We start from the raw sequence: 17,991 nt of genomic DNA, 5'->3' as shown, positions 1-17,991 counted from the left end.
TCGAAGTCGTCCAGGTACGTCTCGAAAAGACCGTGCTCGGTGTCGTGGCGACATAGTCGTCGGAGCCCAGGTTGAGGCCGTGGATGCGGACGCAGCACCGCACGGGCGGCCTCGGCGGGAGGAACGCCTTGTGAGGTGAGGCGGCACATCTCTTCGAGGCGGGCGATGTCCTGAGGTGTCCACCGGCGGTGCTTGCCGTCCTGACGCGTCGCGGGACCGATCGCGTAGCGGTGCTCCCAGGAGCGCAGGGTGGTGGGAGCTACACCGAGTCTGCGGGCGACCGCACCCGTGCTCAGAGCCGCTCCGGCGCCGCCGTCCTCGGCGACCGCGGGATCCGGATCGGCTGTCACGGCTTCAGGGTACGACGCACCGTCACCGCGCGTTCGCCCGACGGGCAGAGCCGGTGCCGCCCTCGACGTCGACGGCGGCCCGGACGCGCCGGCCGGCGTCGCGCAGGTCCCCGTCGAGGTGGCCGGTCCTCCCCTCCGGTGTGCCGGTGGGCAGGGCACGCGCGTGGGCGGGCACCGGCGGGCCGCCGCCGGCGTGGACGGTGCGGGATTCCTGCGCCGGCCGCCGGGCGGTCACTCAGGGGGCTGGGGATGTCCTCCCCCACGGCGAAGGAACCGGAAGCGGGCGCGGGCGCCGGGACGACGGCCACCGGCACTTCCGCCCCGCGCCGACGGCGAAGACGCCGCGTCCGGTGCCCGGTGAGTGCACCGGGCACCGGACGGACGTCCCGGTGCGCGCCCGGCCGTTGTTACGGCGCCATCTCGTATGCGCCGGACAGTGCCTCGACGCGTTCCCAGACGCGGGCCGAGCGGGCCTCGTCGACGACCGGACGCCGGACCGCGCCCAGCGCCCACTGCTGCTGCTGCGCGGTGGCGGAGTCCTTGCCGTGCAGTTCGACGGCGTGCGCGGAGAAGTCGCGTACCAGCACGGCGAACAGTTCGTCGAGCACGTCCTCCTCCAGGCCGGTCAGACGCGCCTGTTCCAGGATCAGCTGGCCGTGCACGACCAGCGCGAAGAGCTGGCCGACGGAGAGCAGCAGGTCGAGGTCGCGGCTCTGCTCCTCGTCGGGGGCGGCGGTCGTGACGAACTCGCACAGGGCGTCGGCCTGTGCGCGGAAGCGGCCGACGTTGGGGACGTGGGCGTACGCGTCGTAGGCGGTGCGCCAGTCGTGGAAGCGTACGGAGCCCAGGCCGCGCGCCGGTCCCTGGCGGAAGAGGAAGTCGTCGTCGGCCGCGTCGAGACGGGTGGGCACCGGCGCGTAGTCGGCCGGGTCCAGCAGGTGGTTGCGCAGGAACTTGAGGATCAGCGCGAGGTTGACGTGGACCGTGCCCTCCAGCTTCGGCAGGCCCCGGATCTCGACGGCGGCCTGGGCGAAGTAGGTGTCCTTCTCGAAGCCCTTGGCGGCGATGACGTCCCACATCAGGTCGATGACCTTCTCGCCCTCCGTGGTCACCTTCATCTTCGTCATCGGGTTGAAGAGGAGGTAGCGGCGGTCGTCGGGGCCGGCGGAGCGGAAGTAGTCGACGGCGCGGTCGCTGAACAGCTTCATCCCGACGAGGCGGACGTACGCGTCGGTCAGCTCGCGGCGCACGTGGGGGAAGGCGGTGACGGGCCGGCCGTAGAGGATGCGGTTGCTCGCGTGGGTGACGGCCTCGTACATCGCGTGCTCGCAGATGCCGATCGAGGCGGTGCAGAGGTTGAACTTGCCGACGTTGACCGTGTTGAGGGCGGCGTCGAAGGCGGCGCGGCCGGTGTGCAGGACGTCGTCGGGTCCGACCGGGTAGCCGTCGAGCCGGAACTCGCTGACGTACTTCGAGGAGTCGACGACGTTCTTCACCAGGTGGTACGCCGGGTGGCGGCTGTCGGCGGCGAAGAAGACGTACCCGTCCGGGCCCTCGACGTCGGTGCGGCGGCCGAAGACGGAGACGAGCCCGGCGGCGTTGCCGTTGCCGATGTAGTACTTCGAGCCGGTGGCGCGGAAGCCGCCGGCACCGTCACTGTCCGGCTCCAGCAGCATGTCGGTGGAGTAGATGTCGGCGCCGTGGGCCTTCTCGGACAGGCCGAAGGCGAACACCTCGCCCTGGGCGAGGAGCCCGGCCGCGCGGGTGCGGGCGGCGGCGTTGTCGCTCTGCCAGACCGGGCCGAGACCGAGGACGGTGACCTGCCACGCGTACCAGTAGTCGAGCCCGTAGAAGCCGAAGATCTCGTTGAGGGCGGCGATCCTGGCGGTGTCCCAGCGCTTGTCGCCCTGATCACCGGGCCGGTCCCCGGCGGCGGAGGCGGGGGTGAGGAAGGTGGCGAACAGTCCTTCCTTGGCGGAGAACGCGAGGAAGTCCGCCAGCCAGGCGCGGGAGCGGTAGTCCTCGATCAGCCTGCGCTTGCCGCGGTCCTCGAACCAGTCGACGGTGGCGCGCAGCAGCCTGCGGGTCTCCGGGTCGAAGTGTGCCGGGTCGTAGGTGCGCGGGTTGAACAGCAGCGGGTCGGCCATGGGTGTTCGCCTTTCCGGCTTGGGGGGGCGTGAGGGTGGGGTGGGTACGGGGGTGCTCGCCGGCGCCGTCTCAGCGGTCGGCGGCGAGCCGGTGGAGGGTGGCGAGCACGTCGTCGAGCCAGGCGAGCATCATCCGCTCGTACGCGATGCCGCCGCGCAGGACGGCGTGCTGGAGCTCCCGCCCCGGGTCGGGCGCCCCGGGCGCCCCGGGGCCGGCGAAGTCACGCCGCTCCCCGGCCAGGTAGTGCGCGAGGCGGTCGGTGTGCGCCCGGTGGTGCCGCTCGACCTCGCCGATGAGCGCGGCCGGGTCGTCGAAGGCCGCGCCGCGGATCTTCACGGCGAGGTCGTGGCGGACGCTCTCGGGTTCGATCGGCTCGTGCAGCCACCCGGAGAGCGCGGCCCGGCCGACGGCGGCGACGGAGTATTCCTTCTTGTCCGGCCGTGCCTGCTGCGGCACGTCCCGGACGTCGACCCAGCCGTCGCTCTCCATCCGCTTGAGGACGCGGTAGATCTGCTGGTGGGTGGCGTTCCAGAAGTACCCGATGGACCGCTCGAACCGCCGGGCCAGCTCGTAGCCGGAGCCCGGCTTCTCCAGCAGGGAGACGAGAATCGCGTGTTCGAGCGCCATGCCCCGATCCTTCTATGCAACTCGTTGCATAGACAAGCGGCGCGGCCCCGGTGAGACACGACTCACTGGTCCGCTCACTGGTCCGCGCGCCTCGGTGCACCGGACAGCTTGTGCACACCTGGCCGCCGGAGCCCGCGCGGGAGTACAAATGAGACTGTGGTCGATCTCTTCACCCCGTGCCGGGCGGGTCGGTGCGGTCACTGACCGGGAAGGGCCCGCGAAGCGTCGCCGGACAGGTCTTCGTCCTCCAGGTGGCGGTCGTGCTGCTGCTCGCCGCCGGTGCGGTGCTGGCCCTGGTGCTCCAGTCGCGCCACGACGGCGAGCGTGAGGCCCGCAACCGGTCGGTCGCGGTCGCCGAGACGTTCGCCCGCTCGCTCGGGCTCCGCGAGGCACTGCGGGCTCCGGACCCGTCCGAGATCCTCCAACCGCTCACCGAGGAGACGCGCAAACAGGCGGGCGTCGACTTCATCGTGGTGATGGACACCGGCGGAATCCGCTACACGCACCCCCAGCCCGACCTGATCGGCAAGCGCTTCGTCGGCACCATCGGGCCGGCCCTGGCCGGCCGGGTCCACACCGAGAGCGTGGACGGGCCGCTCGGCCAGGAGATCCAGGCGGTCGTCCCGGTGACCGCCGACGACGAGGTGGTGGCGCTGGTCTCGGCCGGTCTCACCGTGCGGAACGTCTCCGGCGTGGTGGAGCGGCAGCTCCCGGTCATCCTCGGTGTCAGCGCGGCCGGCCTGGCCCTGGCCACGGCCGGCACGGCCCTGGTCGCCCGGCGCCTGCGGCGGCAGACCCACGGGCTCGGCACCCTTGAGATGACCCGTATGTACGAACACCACGACGCCGTCCTGCACGCCGTCCGGGAGGGCGTCCTGATCACCGACGGGGACGGCCGCCTGCTGCTCGCGAACGACGAGGCGAAGCGGCTGCTCGGGCTTCCGGCCGACGCGGAGGGACGCCACGTCGGGGAGCTGCCCCACCTCGACCAGCAGCTGGCCGGCCTGCTGCGGTCCGGCCGGGAGGCCACCGACGAGGTCCTCACGGCCGGGAACCGGCTGCTGGTGGTGAACCAGCGGCCGACGAAACCCCACGGCCAGCCCGAGGGGGCCGCCGTCACCATCCGCGACTCCACCGAGATGCGCGTCCTCACGGGCCGGGCCGACGCGGCCCGCCGCCGGCTGAAGCTCCTGTACGACGCGGGGGTCGGCATCGGCACCACGCTCGACGTGCGGCGGACGGCCGAGGAGCTGGCGGACGTCGCCGTTCCCCGGTTCGCGGACTTCGTGACCGTCGATCTGGCGGACCAGGTCCTGCACGGCGACGAGCCGACCGGCTCCGGCGCGGACCTGCGGCGTACGGCGGTCAGCGGCATCCGCGACGACCAGCCCCTCTATCCCCGCGGCATGCTGATCGACTTCCTCCCGTCCACCCCGCAGGCCCGCGGGCTCGGCAGCGGGCAGGCCGAGCTGGTGCCCGACCTGTCCGACGCACCGGGCTGGTACGCCCAGGACCCGCCGGTGGCGCAGAGGATCATCGACTACGGCATCCACTCCCTGATCACAGCGCCCCTCAAGGCGCGGGGCGTCGTCCTCGGGCTGGTCAACTTCTGGCGTCTGGAGAAGCCGGAGCCCTTCGACGACGACGACCTGTCCCTGGCCGAGGAACTGGTCGCGCGGGCCGCGGTCAGCATCGACAACGCCCGCCGCTACACCCGGGAGCACACCGTGGCCGTGGCGCTCCAGCGCAGCCTGCTGCCGCGCAGCCTCCCCGAGCACAGCGCCGTCGAGGTGGCGCACTACTACCTGCCCGCGCAGTCCGGGGTGGGCGGCGACTGGTTCGACGTGATCCCGCTGTCCGGCAGCCGGGTCGCCCTCGTCGTCGGCGACGTGGTCGGCCACGGACTGCACGCCGCGGCCACCATGGGGCGGCTGCGCACGGCGGTCCACAACTTCTCGTCCCTCGACCTGCCGCCCGACGAACTGCTGTCCCGCCTCGACGACCTCGTTCAGCGCATCGACCACAACGGCGAGGACGGCGCGGACGCCGACGACGACGGCATGCTGGGCGCCACCTGCCTGTACGCCGTGTACGACCCGGTGTCCCAGCGCTGCGTCATGGCCCGGGCGGGACATCCGCCGCCGCTGGTGGTCCGTCCCGACCGGACGGTGGAGATCCTCCAACTGCCGACCGGGCCGCCGCTGGGGCTGGGCGGGATGCCGTTCGAGACCGCCGAGGTGCACCTGGCCGAGGGCAGCCAGCTCGTGCTCTACACCGACGGCCTGATCGAGGACCGCACCCGTGACATCGACGAGGGTCTTGAGCTGCTGCGCTCGGCCCTGAGCCACCACCCGGACCGGCACCCGGAGGAGAGCTGCCGGGCGGCCCTCGACGTCCTGCTGCCGGATCGGCCGCGGGACGACGTGGCTCTGCTCGTCGCCCGGACCCGGACGCTCGGCCCGGACCGCGTCGCCGAGTGGGACGTGCCGTTCGAACCGAGCGCGGTCGGCGCGATGCGGGCCGTCGCCGCGAAGAAGCTGGACGAATGGGACCTGTCCGCTCTCGCGTTCGGTACGGAGCTGATCCTCAGCGAGCTGATCACCAACGCCATCCGCTACGGCTCCGCTCCGGTCCGCATGCGGCTGCTGCGCGACCGTACCCTCACCTGCGAGGTGTCCGACGCGAGCAGCACGTCACCCCATCTGCGGTACGCCGCCACCACGGACGAGGGAGGACGGGGGCTGTTCCTGGTGGCGCAGCTGAGCCAGCGGTGGGGCACCCGGTACACCTCGCCGGGCAAGGTCATCTGGGCCGAGCAGGCGCTGCCGGGCGCCTCGGGGGAGCCGGAGCAGGAGCTCCTCGGCTTCTTCGACATCGACGACATCGACATCGACACCCTCTGAAGGGTCAGGTCTGAAGGGTCAGGTCTGAAGGGTCAGGTCCGCCGGGTGCGCGCCAGGAGCACCGCCACGTCGTCCAGCCCGGGGCGGGGCAGCAGCTGTTCGAGGACGCTCTCGCAGAGGTCCTCCAGCGGCCGGTCGCGATGCGCGAGTGCCCGCGCGAGCTTGCCCATGCCCTCGTCCAGGTCCTGGTCACGCGCTTCGATGAGGCCGTCGGTGTAAAGGACCAGCAGGCTGCCCGGCGGCAGCGGCACCCGCTGGGTCCGGAAGTCCCGTCCGCCCGTCCCCAGGGGCACGCCGGGCGGGCCGCCGAGGAACGCGAGGTCCCCGTCGGCCGTGGCCACCGCCGGCGGGGGGTGGCCCGCCCTGGCGATCACGCACTCCCCGGCCACCGGGTCGTGGACGGCGTACACGCAGGTCGCCATCTCGTCCTCCCCCACGTCGGCCACCACGGCGTCGAGGGAGCGGAGCATCTCCGCGGGGGAGATGCCGTGCCGGGCGAGGGTGCGTACGGCCGTACGCAGCTGCCCCATGACGGCCGCCGCGTGGATCCCGTGGCCCATCACGTCCCCGATCACGAGGCCGGTCCTCCCGTCCGGCAGCGCGATGACGTCGAACCAGTCACCGCCGACGGCGTGGTCGCTGGCGGGCAGGTAGCGCCCGGTGAGTTCGAGGCCGGCCACGTCGGGCAGCGCGCTGTTCGCCAGGCTCCGCCGCAGGGTGAGGGCCGCCGCCCGCTGGCTGGTGTACATGCGCGCGTTGTCGATGTTCAGCGCGGCGCGCGCGACCAGCTCGTCGAGGAGGACGCAGTCCTGTTCGTCGAACGGGTCGCGGCTGCGGACGCGCGTCACCACGACCGCGCCCAGCACCTTGCCCCGGGCGACGAGGGGGATCAGCCGCGCGGAGCCGAGGGTCCTGAGGTACGCGCGCAGGCTGTCGGCCCGGGGGTCGGTGATCAGCGCCGGGACGTCGGACCGGTACAGGTTCATGGGCCGGCCGCCGGCGATGACGCGCTCGTACAGCGAGCCGAGCGGGATCCGGGAGGTCGTGCCGGGAAGCAGCTTCGCCGTGGGGGCGGCCGGATCGGGGAAGGCGGCCGCCATCCGGCGCACCACGCCACGGGTGGACGCGGCGGCCTCGTCCGGTTCGAGGACCTCTTCCAGCAGTTGCACGTCGGCCGAGTCGGCGAACCGCGGCACGAGCAGCTGCACGATCTCCTCGGCGGTCTGCCGCAGGTCCAGGGTGGTGCCGATCCGGGTTCCGGCCTCGGCGAGCAGGGCGAAGCGGTGCCGGGCCCGTTCGGCCTCGATCTGCGCCTGCTGGCCCTCGGTGATGTCGATCAGGGAAGCGATCAGGCCCAGCCGCCGGCCGGCGTTGTCGAGCAGCGGGGTGTACGAGCAGGACCAGGTCCGTTCACGGTCGGGGTCGGCGGGGGTGCGGCCGGTCCTGCGGGCGTCGACGACGGGCGTCCCCCGGTCCAGGACCTGCCGCATCATCGACTCCAGCGCCGTGGCGTTGACGCCGGGCACGACCTCGGTCAGCCGCTTGCCCAGGTGCTCGGCGGCGGGGACGCCGTTCATCCGGGCGAGAGCGTCATTGACCCGCAGGAACCGCAGATCGGGGCCGAGCGTGGCCAGGCCGATGGGCGACCGGGTGAAGAGGCTCTCCAGGGCCGCCAGGGAGTCCCGCATGTGCAGGACCTTGGAGGTCTCGACGGCGATCAGCAGGGTGCCGCGCCGCCCCCGCGGATCGGCGGCGGGGACGATCCACATCTCCATCGTCACGTAGTGACCGTCGCGATGGCGCACCGGCAGGGTCCCGACGACGGTCTCGCCCGCCTGGACGCGCCGCGTCAGCCGATCGGCCAGTTCCCGGTTGGCGTCGGGCACCAGGAGGGCCCCGGCGGACCGGCCCAGGACGTCCTCGGGCTGATACCCGAGCAGGTCCCGCGCGGCGAGCGACCACTCCACGATCCGCCCGTCCGCGTCCTCGCGCCAGAGGGCGATCGGCAGCAGCTCACGGAGCACGCCCGCGTACCCGACAACCCCCGGGGGCTGTCCCGGTGTGCCGTCCGACGACTGGTAGGTGTCCAACGCATCGACCTAACCCCGGGAGGGCGCATTTCTACTGAAACACCTTATCCGAGGCATCGGTGCGGGGCCCTTCGCCGCTCTGCTGTGTGCCGGTTCACGGCCCGTCGGCCCGGTGCCCGGTTATCGTCGGTCGCCTGGGTCCCGGCCGCCGCACAGCAAGGAGTACGACGCGTGTCCTCTCTCTTTCCGGCCCTCGCCGCAGGCTCGTACCGGCGGGCGCTGCGGCATGGCTGACACCTGGACGGCCCGCGAGGCGCTCGCCGCGGTCGTGGAAGGCGGAAGCTTCGCCGAGCTCACCGGGGCTCCGGGCCCGGAGCCCCGGGGGCGGTCCGGGAACGCCGACGGCCCGATCGGGTGGCCGGGATACGGGCAGTCCCTGGCCCGCGCCGGGGAACGCACCGGCGAGCGGGAGTCAGTCGTCTGCGGGACCGGCTCGATCGGCGGCACGGAAGCGGTCGTGGTGTCCTTCGAGTTCGGGTTCCTCGGCGGTTCCCTCGGCGAGCGCACGGGCGACCTTCTGGAGGCCGCGTACACCGTGGCCCGGGAGCGGCGCCTTCCGCTGGTCTCCCTGATCGCCACCGGCGGCAGCCGCATGCAGGAGGGCATGCGGGCCCTGTCCCAGCTCCAGCGCGTGGCCCGCCAGTCCGCCCTGCTGCGCGACTCCGGGGTGCCGCAGCTCGCCGTTCTGCGCGACCCCACCACCGGAGGCGGGTGGGCGACGCTCGGCGCCGGCGCGGACGTGATCCTGGCGCTGCCCGGCGCGCAGGTCGGCTTCGCCGGGTCGAGGGTACGGCCGCCGGGCGCCGACCCGGCGGCGTACACCGCCGAGGGGCAGCTCGCCTCCGGGCAGATCGACGCGGTCGTACGCCGCGAGGACCTGCGGGACGCGCTGGCCCGGTGGCTGCGCCACCTGGGCGCTGCCCCCTGGGAGGGGCCGCCCGAGCCTCCCGGCCCGCTCCCCGCGCACCCGGCAGGGGAACCGCCCGCCCGCACCGGCTGGGAGGCGGTCGCACGGGCCCGCTCCCCGCGGCGGCCGCGCGCCGACGCGTATCTCGCCGCGTACTTCGACGGGGTCCAGGAGATCAGCGGGGACCGCTGCGGGGGGACGGATCCGGGCATGCGCTGCGGATTCGGGCTGCGGCAGGGCCGCGTCGTCGCGTACGCCGCCCAGTGCGGCACCGCGACGCTCCCGGCCGGCTTCCGCACCGCCGCCCGCCTGGTCCGCCTCGCCGGCCGGCTGGGTGTTCCGGTGCTCACCCTCGTCGACACGCCGGGCGCGGCCAACGGCGCCGAGGCGGAACGGGCGGGCGCGGGCGCCGCCATCGCGGACCTCTTCGGCGCGATGGCCACGGCGCGCGTACCGCTCACCACCCTCCTCATCGGCGAGGGCGGATCAGGCGGCGCTCTCGCCCTGGCCGCGCCCGGCAACCTCTGGGCCGCTCCCGACAGCTACTTCTCGGTGATCGCCCCGGAGGCGGCCGCCGCCATCCTCAAGCGCGCCCCGGAGCAGGTGCCGGAAACCGCCGGTCTGCTGCGGCTGCGCCCCCAGGACCTGGTGGATCTGGGCATCGCCCGCGGGGTGGTGGGCTGACCGGGTGTGGGCCGCCGGACCGGTGCGGTACGGCGGCCCACGGCGCGGTGTCCTCGGCGGCGGGCCGTTCGGCCGGGCCGCCCGCGGCGGTGTCGTGCGTGTCGCAGGCGACGCTCAGTAGGCGGAGTCGACGTTGTCGATCGAGCCGTACCTGTCGGCGGCGTAGTTGGCGGCCGCGGTGATGTTGGCGACCGGGTGGGTCAGCTCCTTCGGGGTGCCCTCGACGTGGTAGGCGTCGAACGTGGGCTGGATCACCTGGAGGAGCCCCTTGGACGGGGTGCCGTTCTGCGCGTTGATGTCCCAGTTGTTGGCCGCGTCGGGGTCGCCGCCGGACTCACGCATGATGTTGCGGTGCAGGCCTTCGTAGCTGCCCGGGATGCCCTTGTCCTTCATGATGGCCAGGGCCTCACGGATCCAGCCGTCCAGGTTGTCCGGGTAGGAAGGCGCCTTCTTGGCCTTCGCGGCGATGGCTTCGGCCTGCGTGAAGACGCCGGCCGCCGGCACCTTCGCCGACGCGGCCGCGCTCTGCGGTGCCGGGGCGGCGGCGTGCGCGGGGGACGGGGCGATGGTCAGAGCCACCGCTGCGGCTCCGGCGGCGCACAGCCCGGAAACGGAGAACTTGCGGATCCGGGCGGTAAGGGCGGTGGGGTTCAGCGACTGAGCGGGCATACGGGAGTAACTCTCCGTTCGGTGACAACAGGGGAAGCCTCGGGGACCGGCGACGGCGGAGCGAAGCTGCGCGACGAGGTCTGCGACGGCCGGAGCGAGCGGTGCCCGGCCGGTCGGGAGCGGTGAACTCCCCGGGCCGGCTCCATGGTTAGCGGCTCTCCCGGGCATCGGCAACGACCGGCCGTACTGCTCGGCTACGTAGAGAAGGGCATGAGAAAGCCGAGCGGCCCCCGCCCGGGCCGCGAGAGCGCGCACCGGGGCCTACTACCGGGCCTCGTATGTGATCTGGGACCTATGGGCCGACTCACAGCCGACGGGGCCCGAGGCGGGCGCGAGGTGACCGCGGCCACACGCCCTCCGGGCCGTCGCGCCCGTACGGGGTGATGCCGGGCAGCGTCGTCGCGGGCACCCGGCAGCGAGCGTCACCGCCCCGCTCGCACGCGGGAGCGGTATGGCGTCAGGAGGTTCTCCGGGCGGGTACGGACGACCGGGCCCGCGGCCAAGCGTCCCCTCCCCCGCCTCAGGGGCGTCTCAGGGGCGCCTCAGGGACAACGGGCCGGCATCTGCCACCCCGGCACCTGGGGCCCTGATCGGCGGCAGGTCCGAGGACGGCAGAGCCCGGAGGAGACGATCGCTCGCGAGCCGCGGGAGGAAGCCGGACCCACCGTCCGGGATCCGCGCCGCCATGCGGTCGTGCGGTCGTGCGGAGCACCGGGCCCGTCGGTGTCACCGAGGGCCACGTGCAGGTTCTCCTCGGCACCTGGCCGGTAACGGCGACGCGACGCCCTGCCCGAGAGCTCGGCGGGCGTCTTGTTCCGCCGGTTCGGCGCGGAGACCACCAAGCGGCTCGTCACGGGTCCCGGCGCCGCCCGGCCGATCGAGGCGCACCGCCCCGGGGCCGCCGGCCGGTCACCCGGGGCCGGGGCCGAGCGGCCGGCGACGGCTCAGGCGGCGTTGGGGTCGAAGGGGATGCCGGACGGCTTGGCCTTCTCCAGGTGAGAGCTGAAGCTTCCGTCCTTGAGGCCGAACACGGCGCTGCCGAAATCGGCCCGGCTCAGCTTGTCGCGGACACCGGCGGGGTAGCCGTTCCAGCCGACCAGCCTGGGGAACTGCCACCCGCGGTAGTGGTTCTCCGGGGGTTCGTCGCCGGAGTTCGCGGGGCGGAAGCAGTGCGTGCTCACGCCGTCCTTGTGGTAGACGACCTTGGGGTGCGTCCCGTCCCACCGGATCCGGTCACGGCCGTAGATGCTGAAGCCGCCGTGGGCCGAGGTGGAGACGTACTGGGCCTGGTTGTTCTGCACCCACACCACGACGTGCTCCCAGTCGTGGCGGTGCCCGCCGAGGCCGCTGCCCGCCACGGCCTGGTCCTTCTCGAAGTAGAGCCCGTACATGATCGCGCACCAGCCGTTGTTGCACGTGGAGCGCGCGTATCCGTTGGTGTTGTCGAGGTCCCAGGAGTCGCGGCACTGGCCGTTGAGGGCGCCGGACGGGTTGAGGCCGCCGTTCACCGTTCCGTCGGGACCTATCGCGGGGGTCGGGTAGCAACCGTCCGTGTCGTAGTCGTAGGCGGGCTGGAAGGTCTGCTCCAGTCCGTCGGCGTTGGCGGGCAGCGCCGGGGGCGGGGCGGCGAGAGCGACGCCCGGAAAGGCGACGACCAGTGCTACGGCGCCGGCCAGGACGATCGGAGCCTTGCGCATCCACGAACCCGTCTTCACTGCGTCCTCCTGACGGCCGCGGCGCCGAGCGCGCGACCAGGTTGGCATGCCCATCACAGGCTTACCGAACCGCGTTGCGCACCGAGTGTCGAGGGGTGTCGCAGTGATGAAGAGTCAGCCAACGGCCGGTACGGGCGACTTGGGCCGCGGCGCCGCGTCAGGTCGCACGGCGAAGGGCCCGGCTCCGCGGTGCCGGGCCCGTCCACCGGTCCCTCGCTTCGGCGTACGCGACCACACGCTCTTCCGCGGGCCCGAGGCCGGGGCCGGCTTTACCCCGCCGAGCCGGTCGCCTCGTCGCCGGACGCGACGATGGAGCTCTCCAGCTTGCGCAGCAACCGCGCGAGCTGGCGGCGCTCGGCCGGCGAGACGCCGCCGAGCATCCGGCTCTCGTTCTCGAGGTGCTCCGCGAAGACGGTGTCCACCGTCGCGAGCCCCTTGTCGGTGAGGCGCGAGTAGACGACCCTGCGGTCGTCGGCGTCCCTTTCACGGACGATCAGGCCGTCCTTCTCCAGCCGGTCGATCCGCAGCGTCACCCCCGCCGACGACACCAGGCCCGAATCGGCGAGCTGCCCCGCCGTCAGCCGGTACGGCTCGCCCGCCCGCCGCAGCGCGGTCAGCACGTCGAAGCCCGCCACGGACAGCCCGTGGCGCTCGATCGACGTGGTGAGTTTGGCGCTGTAGCGCAGGAAGGAGCGGTGGAGACGGGCCAGGACCTCCAGAGGGCTGGTGTCCAGGTCCGGCCGTTCACGCGCCCAGTCCTCGATCACCTTCGCCACGGCGTCCCGGTCCGCCGGCCTTGCTCCAGACATCGTCATCCCCTCGTACGGCTCCCGCCGGCACCGCCCGTCCCACTTCTCACGGCTCTGAGAATCTTACCGCTGAGGGATGGGGGCGGGCGGGGGCGTCCGCGTCCGAAGGCGTAACGCCCAAGGGGGGTTCGGCAACGATTTCACCGCAGGGTCTTGCGCCGAAGATATTTAAGCCCTTAGATTTCAAGCACTTCGAGAACAGCGGACACCGAAGCAGCGGGCCCTCGGCCTGGGCTTGTCCGCGCCGGAGCTCCCGCCCTTCCCGCCGCCTCGTCCGGAGGTCCCGCCGTGCCCCACTTCCCCACCGACATACTGATCGCGGGCCAGTGGCGGCGCGGCGCCGGTGAGCCGGTCGACACCGTCGACCCCGCGACCGGCCGTGTCCTCGCCACCGTGCACGGCGCGTCCGCCGAGGAGGTGGACGAAGCGGCCGAGGCCGCGGCGCGGGCCATGGCCGACCCGGCCTGGCGCGACCTGCTCCCCCACGAGCGCGCCCGGCTCCTGCACCGCATCGCCGAGCTCACCGAACAGGCCGCCGGCGAACTCTCGGCACTGCAGACCGCCGACACCGGGAAAACCCTCGCCGAGACCAGGGCGCTCGCCCTCAGCGCGGCCGGCACCTTCCGCTACATGGCGGCCGCCCTGGAGACCGCCGAGGACACCGTCACCCCGTCCCGCGGTGCCTACCTCACGATGAGCGTCCACGAACCGATCGGTGTCGTCGGCGCGATCAATCCCTGGAACTCCCCGGTCGCCAGCGACGCGCAGAAGATCGCCCCCGCCCTCGCCGCCGGGAACGCGGTTCTCCTCAAGCCGGCCGCGTGGACACCGCTCGTCTCCCTCGCGCTCGGCCGGCTGATCACCCGGGCGCTCGACGAGTCCGGGCTGCCCACCGCGCTGCTGTCGGTGCTGCCGGGCAGCGGCCGGGTGGTCGGCGACGCCATCGTGCGCCACCCCCTCGTCGCCCGCGTCGGATTCACCGGCGGCACCGGGACGGGGCGGTCGATAGCCGCCCTCGCGGCGAAGAAGCTGATCCCCGCCTCGCTGGAGCTGGGCGGCAAGTCACCGACGATCGTGCGCGCCGACGCCGACACCGAACAGGCCCTGGCGGGCGTGCTGTTCGGGATCTTCTCGTCCAGCGGCCAGTCCTGCATCGCCGGTTCCCGGCTGTTCGTGGCCCGTGAGATCTACGACTCCTTCGTCGGCGAACTCGTCGAACGCGTACGCACACTGCGCGTGGGACCCGGCACCGAACCGGGCACCCAGGTCGGCCCGCTCGTCCACCACCGCCACCGCGACGCCGTCGCCGCCTACGTCGACCTCGCCCGTTCCGAGGGCGCACGGGTGCTGTGCGGCGGCTCCGCGCCCGAGGGCGAGCGCCACCGGGACGGGGCGTACTACCTCCCGACCGTCCTCGACGGGCTGCCGAACACCTCCCGCACGTGTCAGGAGGAGATCTTCGGCCCGGTCCTCGTGGCCCTCCCCTACGAGGACGAGGACGACCTGGTCCGCCAGGCCAACGACTCCGTCTACGGGCTGGCCTGCGGCATCTGGACCCGCGACGCGCGTGCCGCGTGGCGGCTCGCCCGGCGCATCGAGGCGGGCACCGTCTGGATCAACACGTACAAGCAGTTCAGCGCCTCCACCCCGTTCACCGGCTGGAAGGACAGCGGCCTGGGCACGGAGAAGGGCCGCGACGCGATCCGCTCGTACCAGCGCCAGAAGTCCCTGTACTGGGGCACCTCCGGCACCCCCCTCCCCTGGGCGAACTGACCCGGCACGCCTGCCTGTCTGGAGAGATTCATGCACCGACCCCCGCCCGGCCCGATCGCCCGGCTCCGCTCGCTGCGCTACGTCGAACTGCACACCCCCGCCTTCGCCGAGGCCGCCGACTTCTACGAGGAGGTCTGGGGCCTGACGGCCGTCGAGTCGGACACCGGCGACCGATGGCTGCGCGGCACGGGCGACGAGCACCACGTCCTGCACCTGACCGCGCGGGACCGCGTCGGCCTCGGCAGGCTCGCGTTCGCCGTCGCCACCCCCGCCGAGGTCGACGAGGCCGCCCGGCGCCTGGAGGCCCGCGGCATCGTCCCTGTCTCCGGGCCCGGTCCGCTGGAACAGGCGGGCGGCGGCTACGGGCTGCGGTTCACCGACCCCGAACAGCGCCTCATCGAGATCAGCGCGCAGGTCGAGGCGGTCGTCCCGCGGGGCCGGGACGACGCGGTGCCCGTCGGCGTCACGCACGCCGTGCTGAACACCACCGACATCGACGCCGCCGTCGCCTTCTACTGCGACGTCCTCGGGCTGCGCGTCTCGGACTGGTCCGAGCGCCAGATGGCGTTCCTGCGCTGCAACGCCGACCACCACTGCGTCGCCTTCAACCAGGCCGAGTGGACGTCGCTCAACCACGTGGCGTACGAGATGCCGTCGGTCGACCACTTCATGCGGGGGCTCGGCCGGCTGCGCCACCACGGCATCACGCCGAAGTGGGGTCCCGGGCGGCACGGCCCCGGCAACAACACCTTCTCCTACTTCACCGACCCGTCCGGGCTGGTCTGCGAGTACACCTCCGAGGTCGCCCAGATCGTCGAGGACGCCTGGATCGCCCGGGTGTGGCGGCGGGTCCCCGAACTGTCGGACCTGTGGGGAACGGCCGGCCCGCCGTCGTCTGAGATCCGCTGCCACATGGCGGGTACGCCGGACCCCGGCCCGCTCGCCCCCGTCGACGCACCCGCGGCCGCACCCGCAGACACCGCCACCGCCACAGAGGAGAGCGCCGCATGAGCACCGTACGCAGGGTGGGCATCATCGGCTGGGGAGCGATCGGCCGGGTCGTCGGCACGGCGCTCGCCGAGGGGCAGTTGGGCGGCGCCGAGCTGGTGTGCGTCGTCGACAACCGTCCGCTGGGCGAGGCCGCTCCCGGGCAGCAGGTCACCTTCGAGGAGGCGCTGGAGCGCTGCGACCTGATCGTGGAGACCGCGGGCCAGGGCGTCGTACGTCAGTACGGCGAGCGGGTGCTGACTTCCGGCACCGATCTGCTCATCGCCTCCACCGGGGCGCTGACCGACGACGAGCTCGCCAAGCGACTGCTCGCCGCCGGGCCGGGCCGGGTGTACTTCACCGGCGGCGCGGTCGGCGGACTCGACCTGCTCCAGGCGGCGCGCTCCATGGGCCCGCTGGACGAGGTCGGCCTGACCACCACCAAGCTCCCCGCGACACTCGAACAGCCTTGGATGGACGCGGAGTTGCTGCACCGGATGCGGACGGCGACCGGGCCCGTCGAAGTGATGTCGGGAACCGCCCGCGATGTGCCGGTCAAGTTCCCCAAGTCGACGAACGTGGCCGCGTCGGTGGCGCTGGCCGTCGGCGACCTGGACGCCGTACGGGTCCGGGTCGTCGCCGATCCCTCGGCGCACCGGACCCGGCACGTCGTCGAGGCGTCCGGTCCGCACGGCGCGTACCGCTTCGAGGTCGCGCACCGTCCCGACCCCGGCAATCCGGCGACGAGCCAGGTCGTGCCGTACGCGGTACTGCGCAGCCTCGCCGCGCTCGCCGGACGGACGGGGCAGATCCTGTGAGCACGCCCGCCGACGTGCATGTCGAGGAGGCCGGCGACCAGGGGCCGCTGCTGCTGTGCCTGCACGGTATCGGGTCGTCCTCGGCGGCCTTCGCCCCGCAGCTCGCCGAACTCTCCTCGCACGTGCGGGTCGTGGCCTGGGACGCCCCCGGCTACGGCAAGTCCCCCGACCCCGGATCCGCCCTGACGCTCGACGACTTCGCGGACGCGGCGGCCGCCGTCGTCCGGGAGCGCGGCGCCAGCGCCCATGTCCTCGGCGTCTCCTGGGGCGGCGTGATCGCGCTGCGGCTGGCCACCCGCCACCCCGGCCTCGTCGACTCCCTGGTCGTCGCCGACTCCAGCCCGGGTTCGGGCACGGACGGGAGCAGGGCCGACGGGATGCGGGCGCGGGCCGCCGAGCTGGCCGAGGCGGGGCCGCGCGCCTTCGCCGAGGCACGCGGGCCGCGCCTGGTGTCGTCCGGCGCGCCGGACGAGCTGGTGCGGCGGGTCGTGGACACCATGGCGGCCTCGGTACGGCTGCCGGGGTACGCGTACGCCGCCGCATCCATGGCCACGGCCGATCTGCGCGCCGAACTGCCCTCCGTGGCCGCGCCCACGCTCGTGCTCTGCGGCGACCAGGACACGGTCACCGGCCCCGAGGCGAGCCAGGCCATCGCCGGGGCCGTCCCCAAGACCGCCTACGTGATCGTCAAGGACGCCGGTCACCTGGCCAACCAGGAGCAGCCGGGCCGCTTCAATGCCTGGGTGCTCTCCCACCTCCGCATCACCGCACGTATCCCCGAGTAGGCCCGGGAGATCCCCCAGCGATCCCCAGCACCCCAGCACCCCAGCAATCAGGAGTAGTCACCATGCCTCTGACCACCACCGCCTACGACAACGGCGGCGACCTCGCCGCGTACACCGACTCCCTGATCGCCACCAAGGACTCCCGGGTGGCGGACTTCGACACCCTGTCGTTCCAGGAGAAGGCCGGCCCGCAGTTCCGCCGCGGCCAGATCCGTTACGTCGGCTCGGGTGCCACCGGCAACCACGAGGGCGACAGCCGCATCATCCCGTCCGGCGGATTCACCTTCTCCAACATGCTGCTGCCGCCCGGCGCCGAGGGCCCGGCCCACACCCACCACGACGTGGAAGAGGCCTTCTTCGTCCTGGAGGGCGAGGTCAAGGTCGGCATCCACCGCGGCCCCGACGAGGTCGAGTACCGCACCCTCGGCTACCGCGACATGATCGTCGTCCCGGCCGGCGTGACCCGTTCGCTGAAGAACGAGGGGGACACCGACGCCCTGTTCTGCGTCGTCATCGGAACGCAGAAGCCGCAGGTGCCGACGTACCCCGAGTACTCGCCGATGCACGGCGTCACCCGTGGCTGACGAGCCCGTCGCCGGCGGTCCCCCGGCCGGCGTGCGCACCGTCGTCGTCACCGGGGCGGGGCGGGGGCGCGGGGTGGAGCCACAGCCGCGCCGAGCCCGCGAGGAGAACAACGTGGGGGCCGAAGAAGAAAAAAAGGAGGGG

Annotated in this window: 15 protein-coding genes; 7 read left to right on the top strand and 8 right to left on the bottom strand. The window is 73.1% G+C overall.

Translation table 11 applies throughout. The features are described from left to right. From ACWD0Y_RS32475 to ACWD0Y_RS32460, 4 genes are all read right to left on the bottom strand, one after another. Positions 1-350, bottom strand: a 350-nt coding sequence (locus ACWD0Y_RS32475) for a MerR family transcriptional regulator (protein WP_450263871.1), incomplete at its 3' end; no start/stop codon positions are given. Between the two features lie 22 nt (positions 351-372). Next, the gene (locus ACWD0Y_RS32470; protein ID WP_450263870.1) at positions 373-585 is read right to left on the bottom strand and encodes a hypothetical protein; all 213 of its coding nucleotides are present in this window, start codon (positions 583-585) and stop codon (positions 373-375) included. A 172-nt stretch (positions 586-757) separates the two neighbouring features. Next, positions 758-2,497: an acyl-CoA dehydrogenase family protein gene (locus ACWD0Y_RS32465; protein WP_450263869.1), complete on the bottom strand. Its 1,740-nt coding sequence runs from the start codon at positions 2,495-2,497 to the stop codon at positions 758-760. A 70-nt stretch (positions 2,498-2,567) separates the two neighbouring features. After that, positions 2,568-3,125: a PadR family transcriptional regulator gene (locus ACWD0Y_RS32460; protein WP_450263868.1), complete on the bottom strand. Its 558-nt coding sequence runs from the start codon at positions 3,123-3,125 to the stop codon at positions 2,568-2,570. Positions 3,126-3,316: 191 nt separating this feature from the next. On the opposite strand from ACWD0Y_RS32460, the gene ACWD0Y_RS32455 reads away from it, so the two are divergent. Next, a complete protein-coding gene (locus tag ACWD0Y_RS32455; RefSeq protein ID WP_450263867.1) occupies positions 3,317-6,028 on the top strand; it encodes a SpoIIE family protein phosphatase in 2,712 nt (903 codons plus the stop codon). A gap of 32 nt (positions 6,029-6,060) precedes the next feature. Here ACWD0Y_RS32455 and ACWD0Y_RS32450 read toward each other — a convergent pair whose 3' ends face one another. Further along, positions 6,061-8,118 (bottom strand): SpoIIE family protein phosphatase, encoded by a 2,058-nt coding sequence (locus ACWD0Y_RS32450; protein WP_450263866.1) that lies wholly within the window; start codon positions 8,116-8,118, stop codon positions 6,061-6,063. 226 nt (positions 8,119-8,344) lie between these two features. Between ACWD0Y_RS32450 and ACWD0Y_RS32445 the strand changes: the two genes are divergently transcribed. Further along, positions 8,345-9,709: a carboxyl transferase domain-containing protein gene (locus tag ACWD0Y_RS32445; protein ID WP_450263865.1), complete on the top strand. Its 1,365-nt coding sequence runs from the start codon at positions 8,345-8,347 to the stop codon at positions 9,707-9,709. A gap of 114 nt (positions 9,710-9,823) precedes the next feature. On the opposite strand, the gene ACWD0Y_RS32440 is transcribed toward ACWD0Y_RS32445, so the two are convergent. The 3 genes from ACWD0Y_RS32440 to ACWD0Y_RS32430 form a co-directional block, all read right to left on the bottom strand. Continuing rightward, the gene (locus tag ACWD0Y_RS32440; RefSeq protein WP_450263864.1) at positions 9,824-10,378 is read right to left on the bottom strand and encodes a transglycosylase SLT domain-containing protein; all 555 of its coding nucleotides are present in this window, start codon (positions 10,376-10,378) and stop codon (positions 9,824-9,826) included. 944 nt (positions 10,379-11,322) lie between these two features. Continuing rightward, positions 11,323-12,075: an NPP1 family protein gene (locus ACWD0Y_RS32435; RefSeq protein ID WP_450263872.1), complete on the bottom strand. Its 753-nt coding sequence runs from the start codon at positions 12,073-12,075 to the stop codon at positions 11,323-11,325. 287 nt (positions 12,076-12,362) lie between these two features. Further along, a complete protein-coding gene (locus ACWD0Y_RS32430; RefSeq protein WP_450263863.1) occupies positions 12,363-12,902 on the bottom strand; it encodes a MarR family winged helix-turn-helix transcriptional regulator in 540 nt (179 codons plus the stop codon). 288 nt (positions 12,903-13,190) lie between these two features. On the opposite strand from ACWD0Y_RS32430, the gene ACWD0Y_RS32425 reads away from it, so the two are divergent. From ACWD0Y_RS32425 to ACWD0Y_RS32405, 5 genes are all read left to right on the top strand, one after another. Then, the gene (locus ACWD0Y_RS32425) at positions 13,191-14,675 is read left to right on the top strand and encodes an aldehyde dehydrogenase family protein (protein ID WP_450263862.1); all 1,485 of its coding nucleotides are present in this window, start codon (positions 13,191-13,193) and stop codon (positions 14,673-14,675) included. A gap of 30 nt (positions 14,676-14,705) precedes the next feature. Continuing rightward, a complete protein-coding gene (locus ACWD0Y_RS32420; protein ID WP_450263861.1) occupies positions 14,706-15,686 on the top strand; it encodes a VOC family protein in 981 nt (326 codons plus the stop codon). Then, positions 15,683-16,480: an aspartate dehydrogenase domain-containing protein gene (locus tag ACWD0Y_RS32415; RefSeq protein WP_450263860.1), complete on the top strand. Its 798-nt coding sequence runs from the start codon at positions 15,683-15,685 to the stop codon at positions 16,478-16,480. The genes ACWD0Y_RS32420 and ACWD0Y_RS32415 overlap by 4 nt, the downstream gene beginning before the upstream one ends. Continuing rightward, positions 16,477-17,265 carry an alpha/beta fold hydrolase gene (locus ACWD0Y_RS32410; RefSeq protein ID WP_450263859.1) on the top strand — a complete coding sequence of 263 codons (789 nt, stop codon included), beginning with the start codon at positions 16,477-16,479 and terminating at the stop codon, positions 17,263-17,265. The genes ACWD0Y_RS32415 and ACWD0Y_RS32410 overlap by 4 nt, the downstream gene beginning before the upstream one ends. Positions 17,266-17,327: 62 nt before the next feature. Further along, positions 17,328-17,849, top strand: coding sequence for a cupin domain-containing protein (locus tag ACWD0Y_RS32405; RefSeq protein ID WP_450263858.1), 522 nt, complete (start codon positions 17,328-17,330; stop codon positions 17,847-17,849). The last annotated feature ends 142 nt before the right edge of the window (positions 17,850-17,991 follow it).

It is taken from the genome of Streptomyces altiplanensis, assembly GCF_053591575.1.
This window is presented reverse-complemented; position numbering and strand designations above follow the sequence as displayed.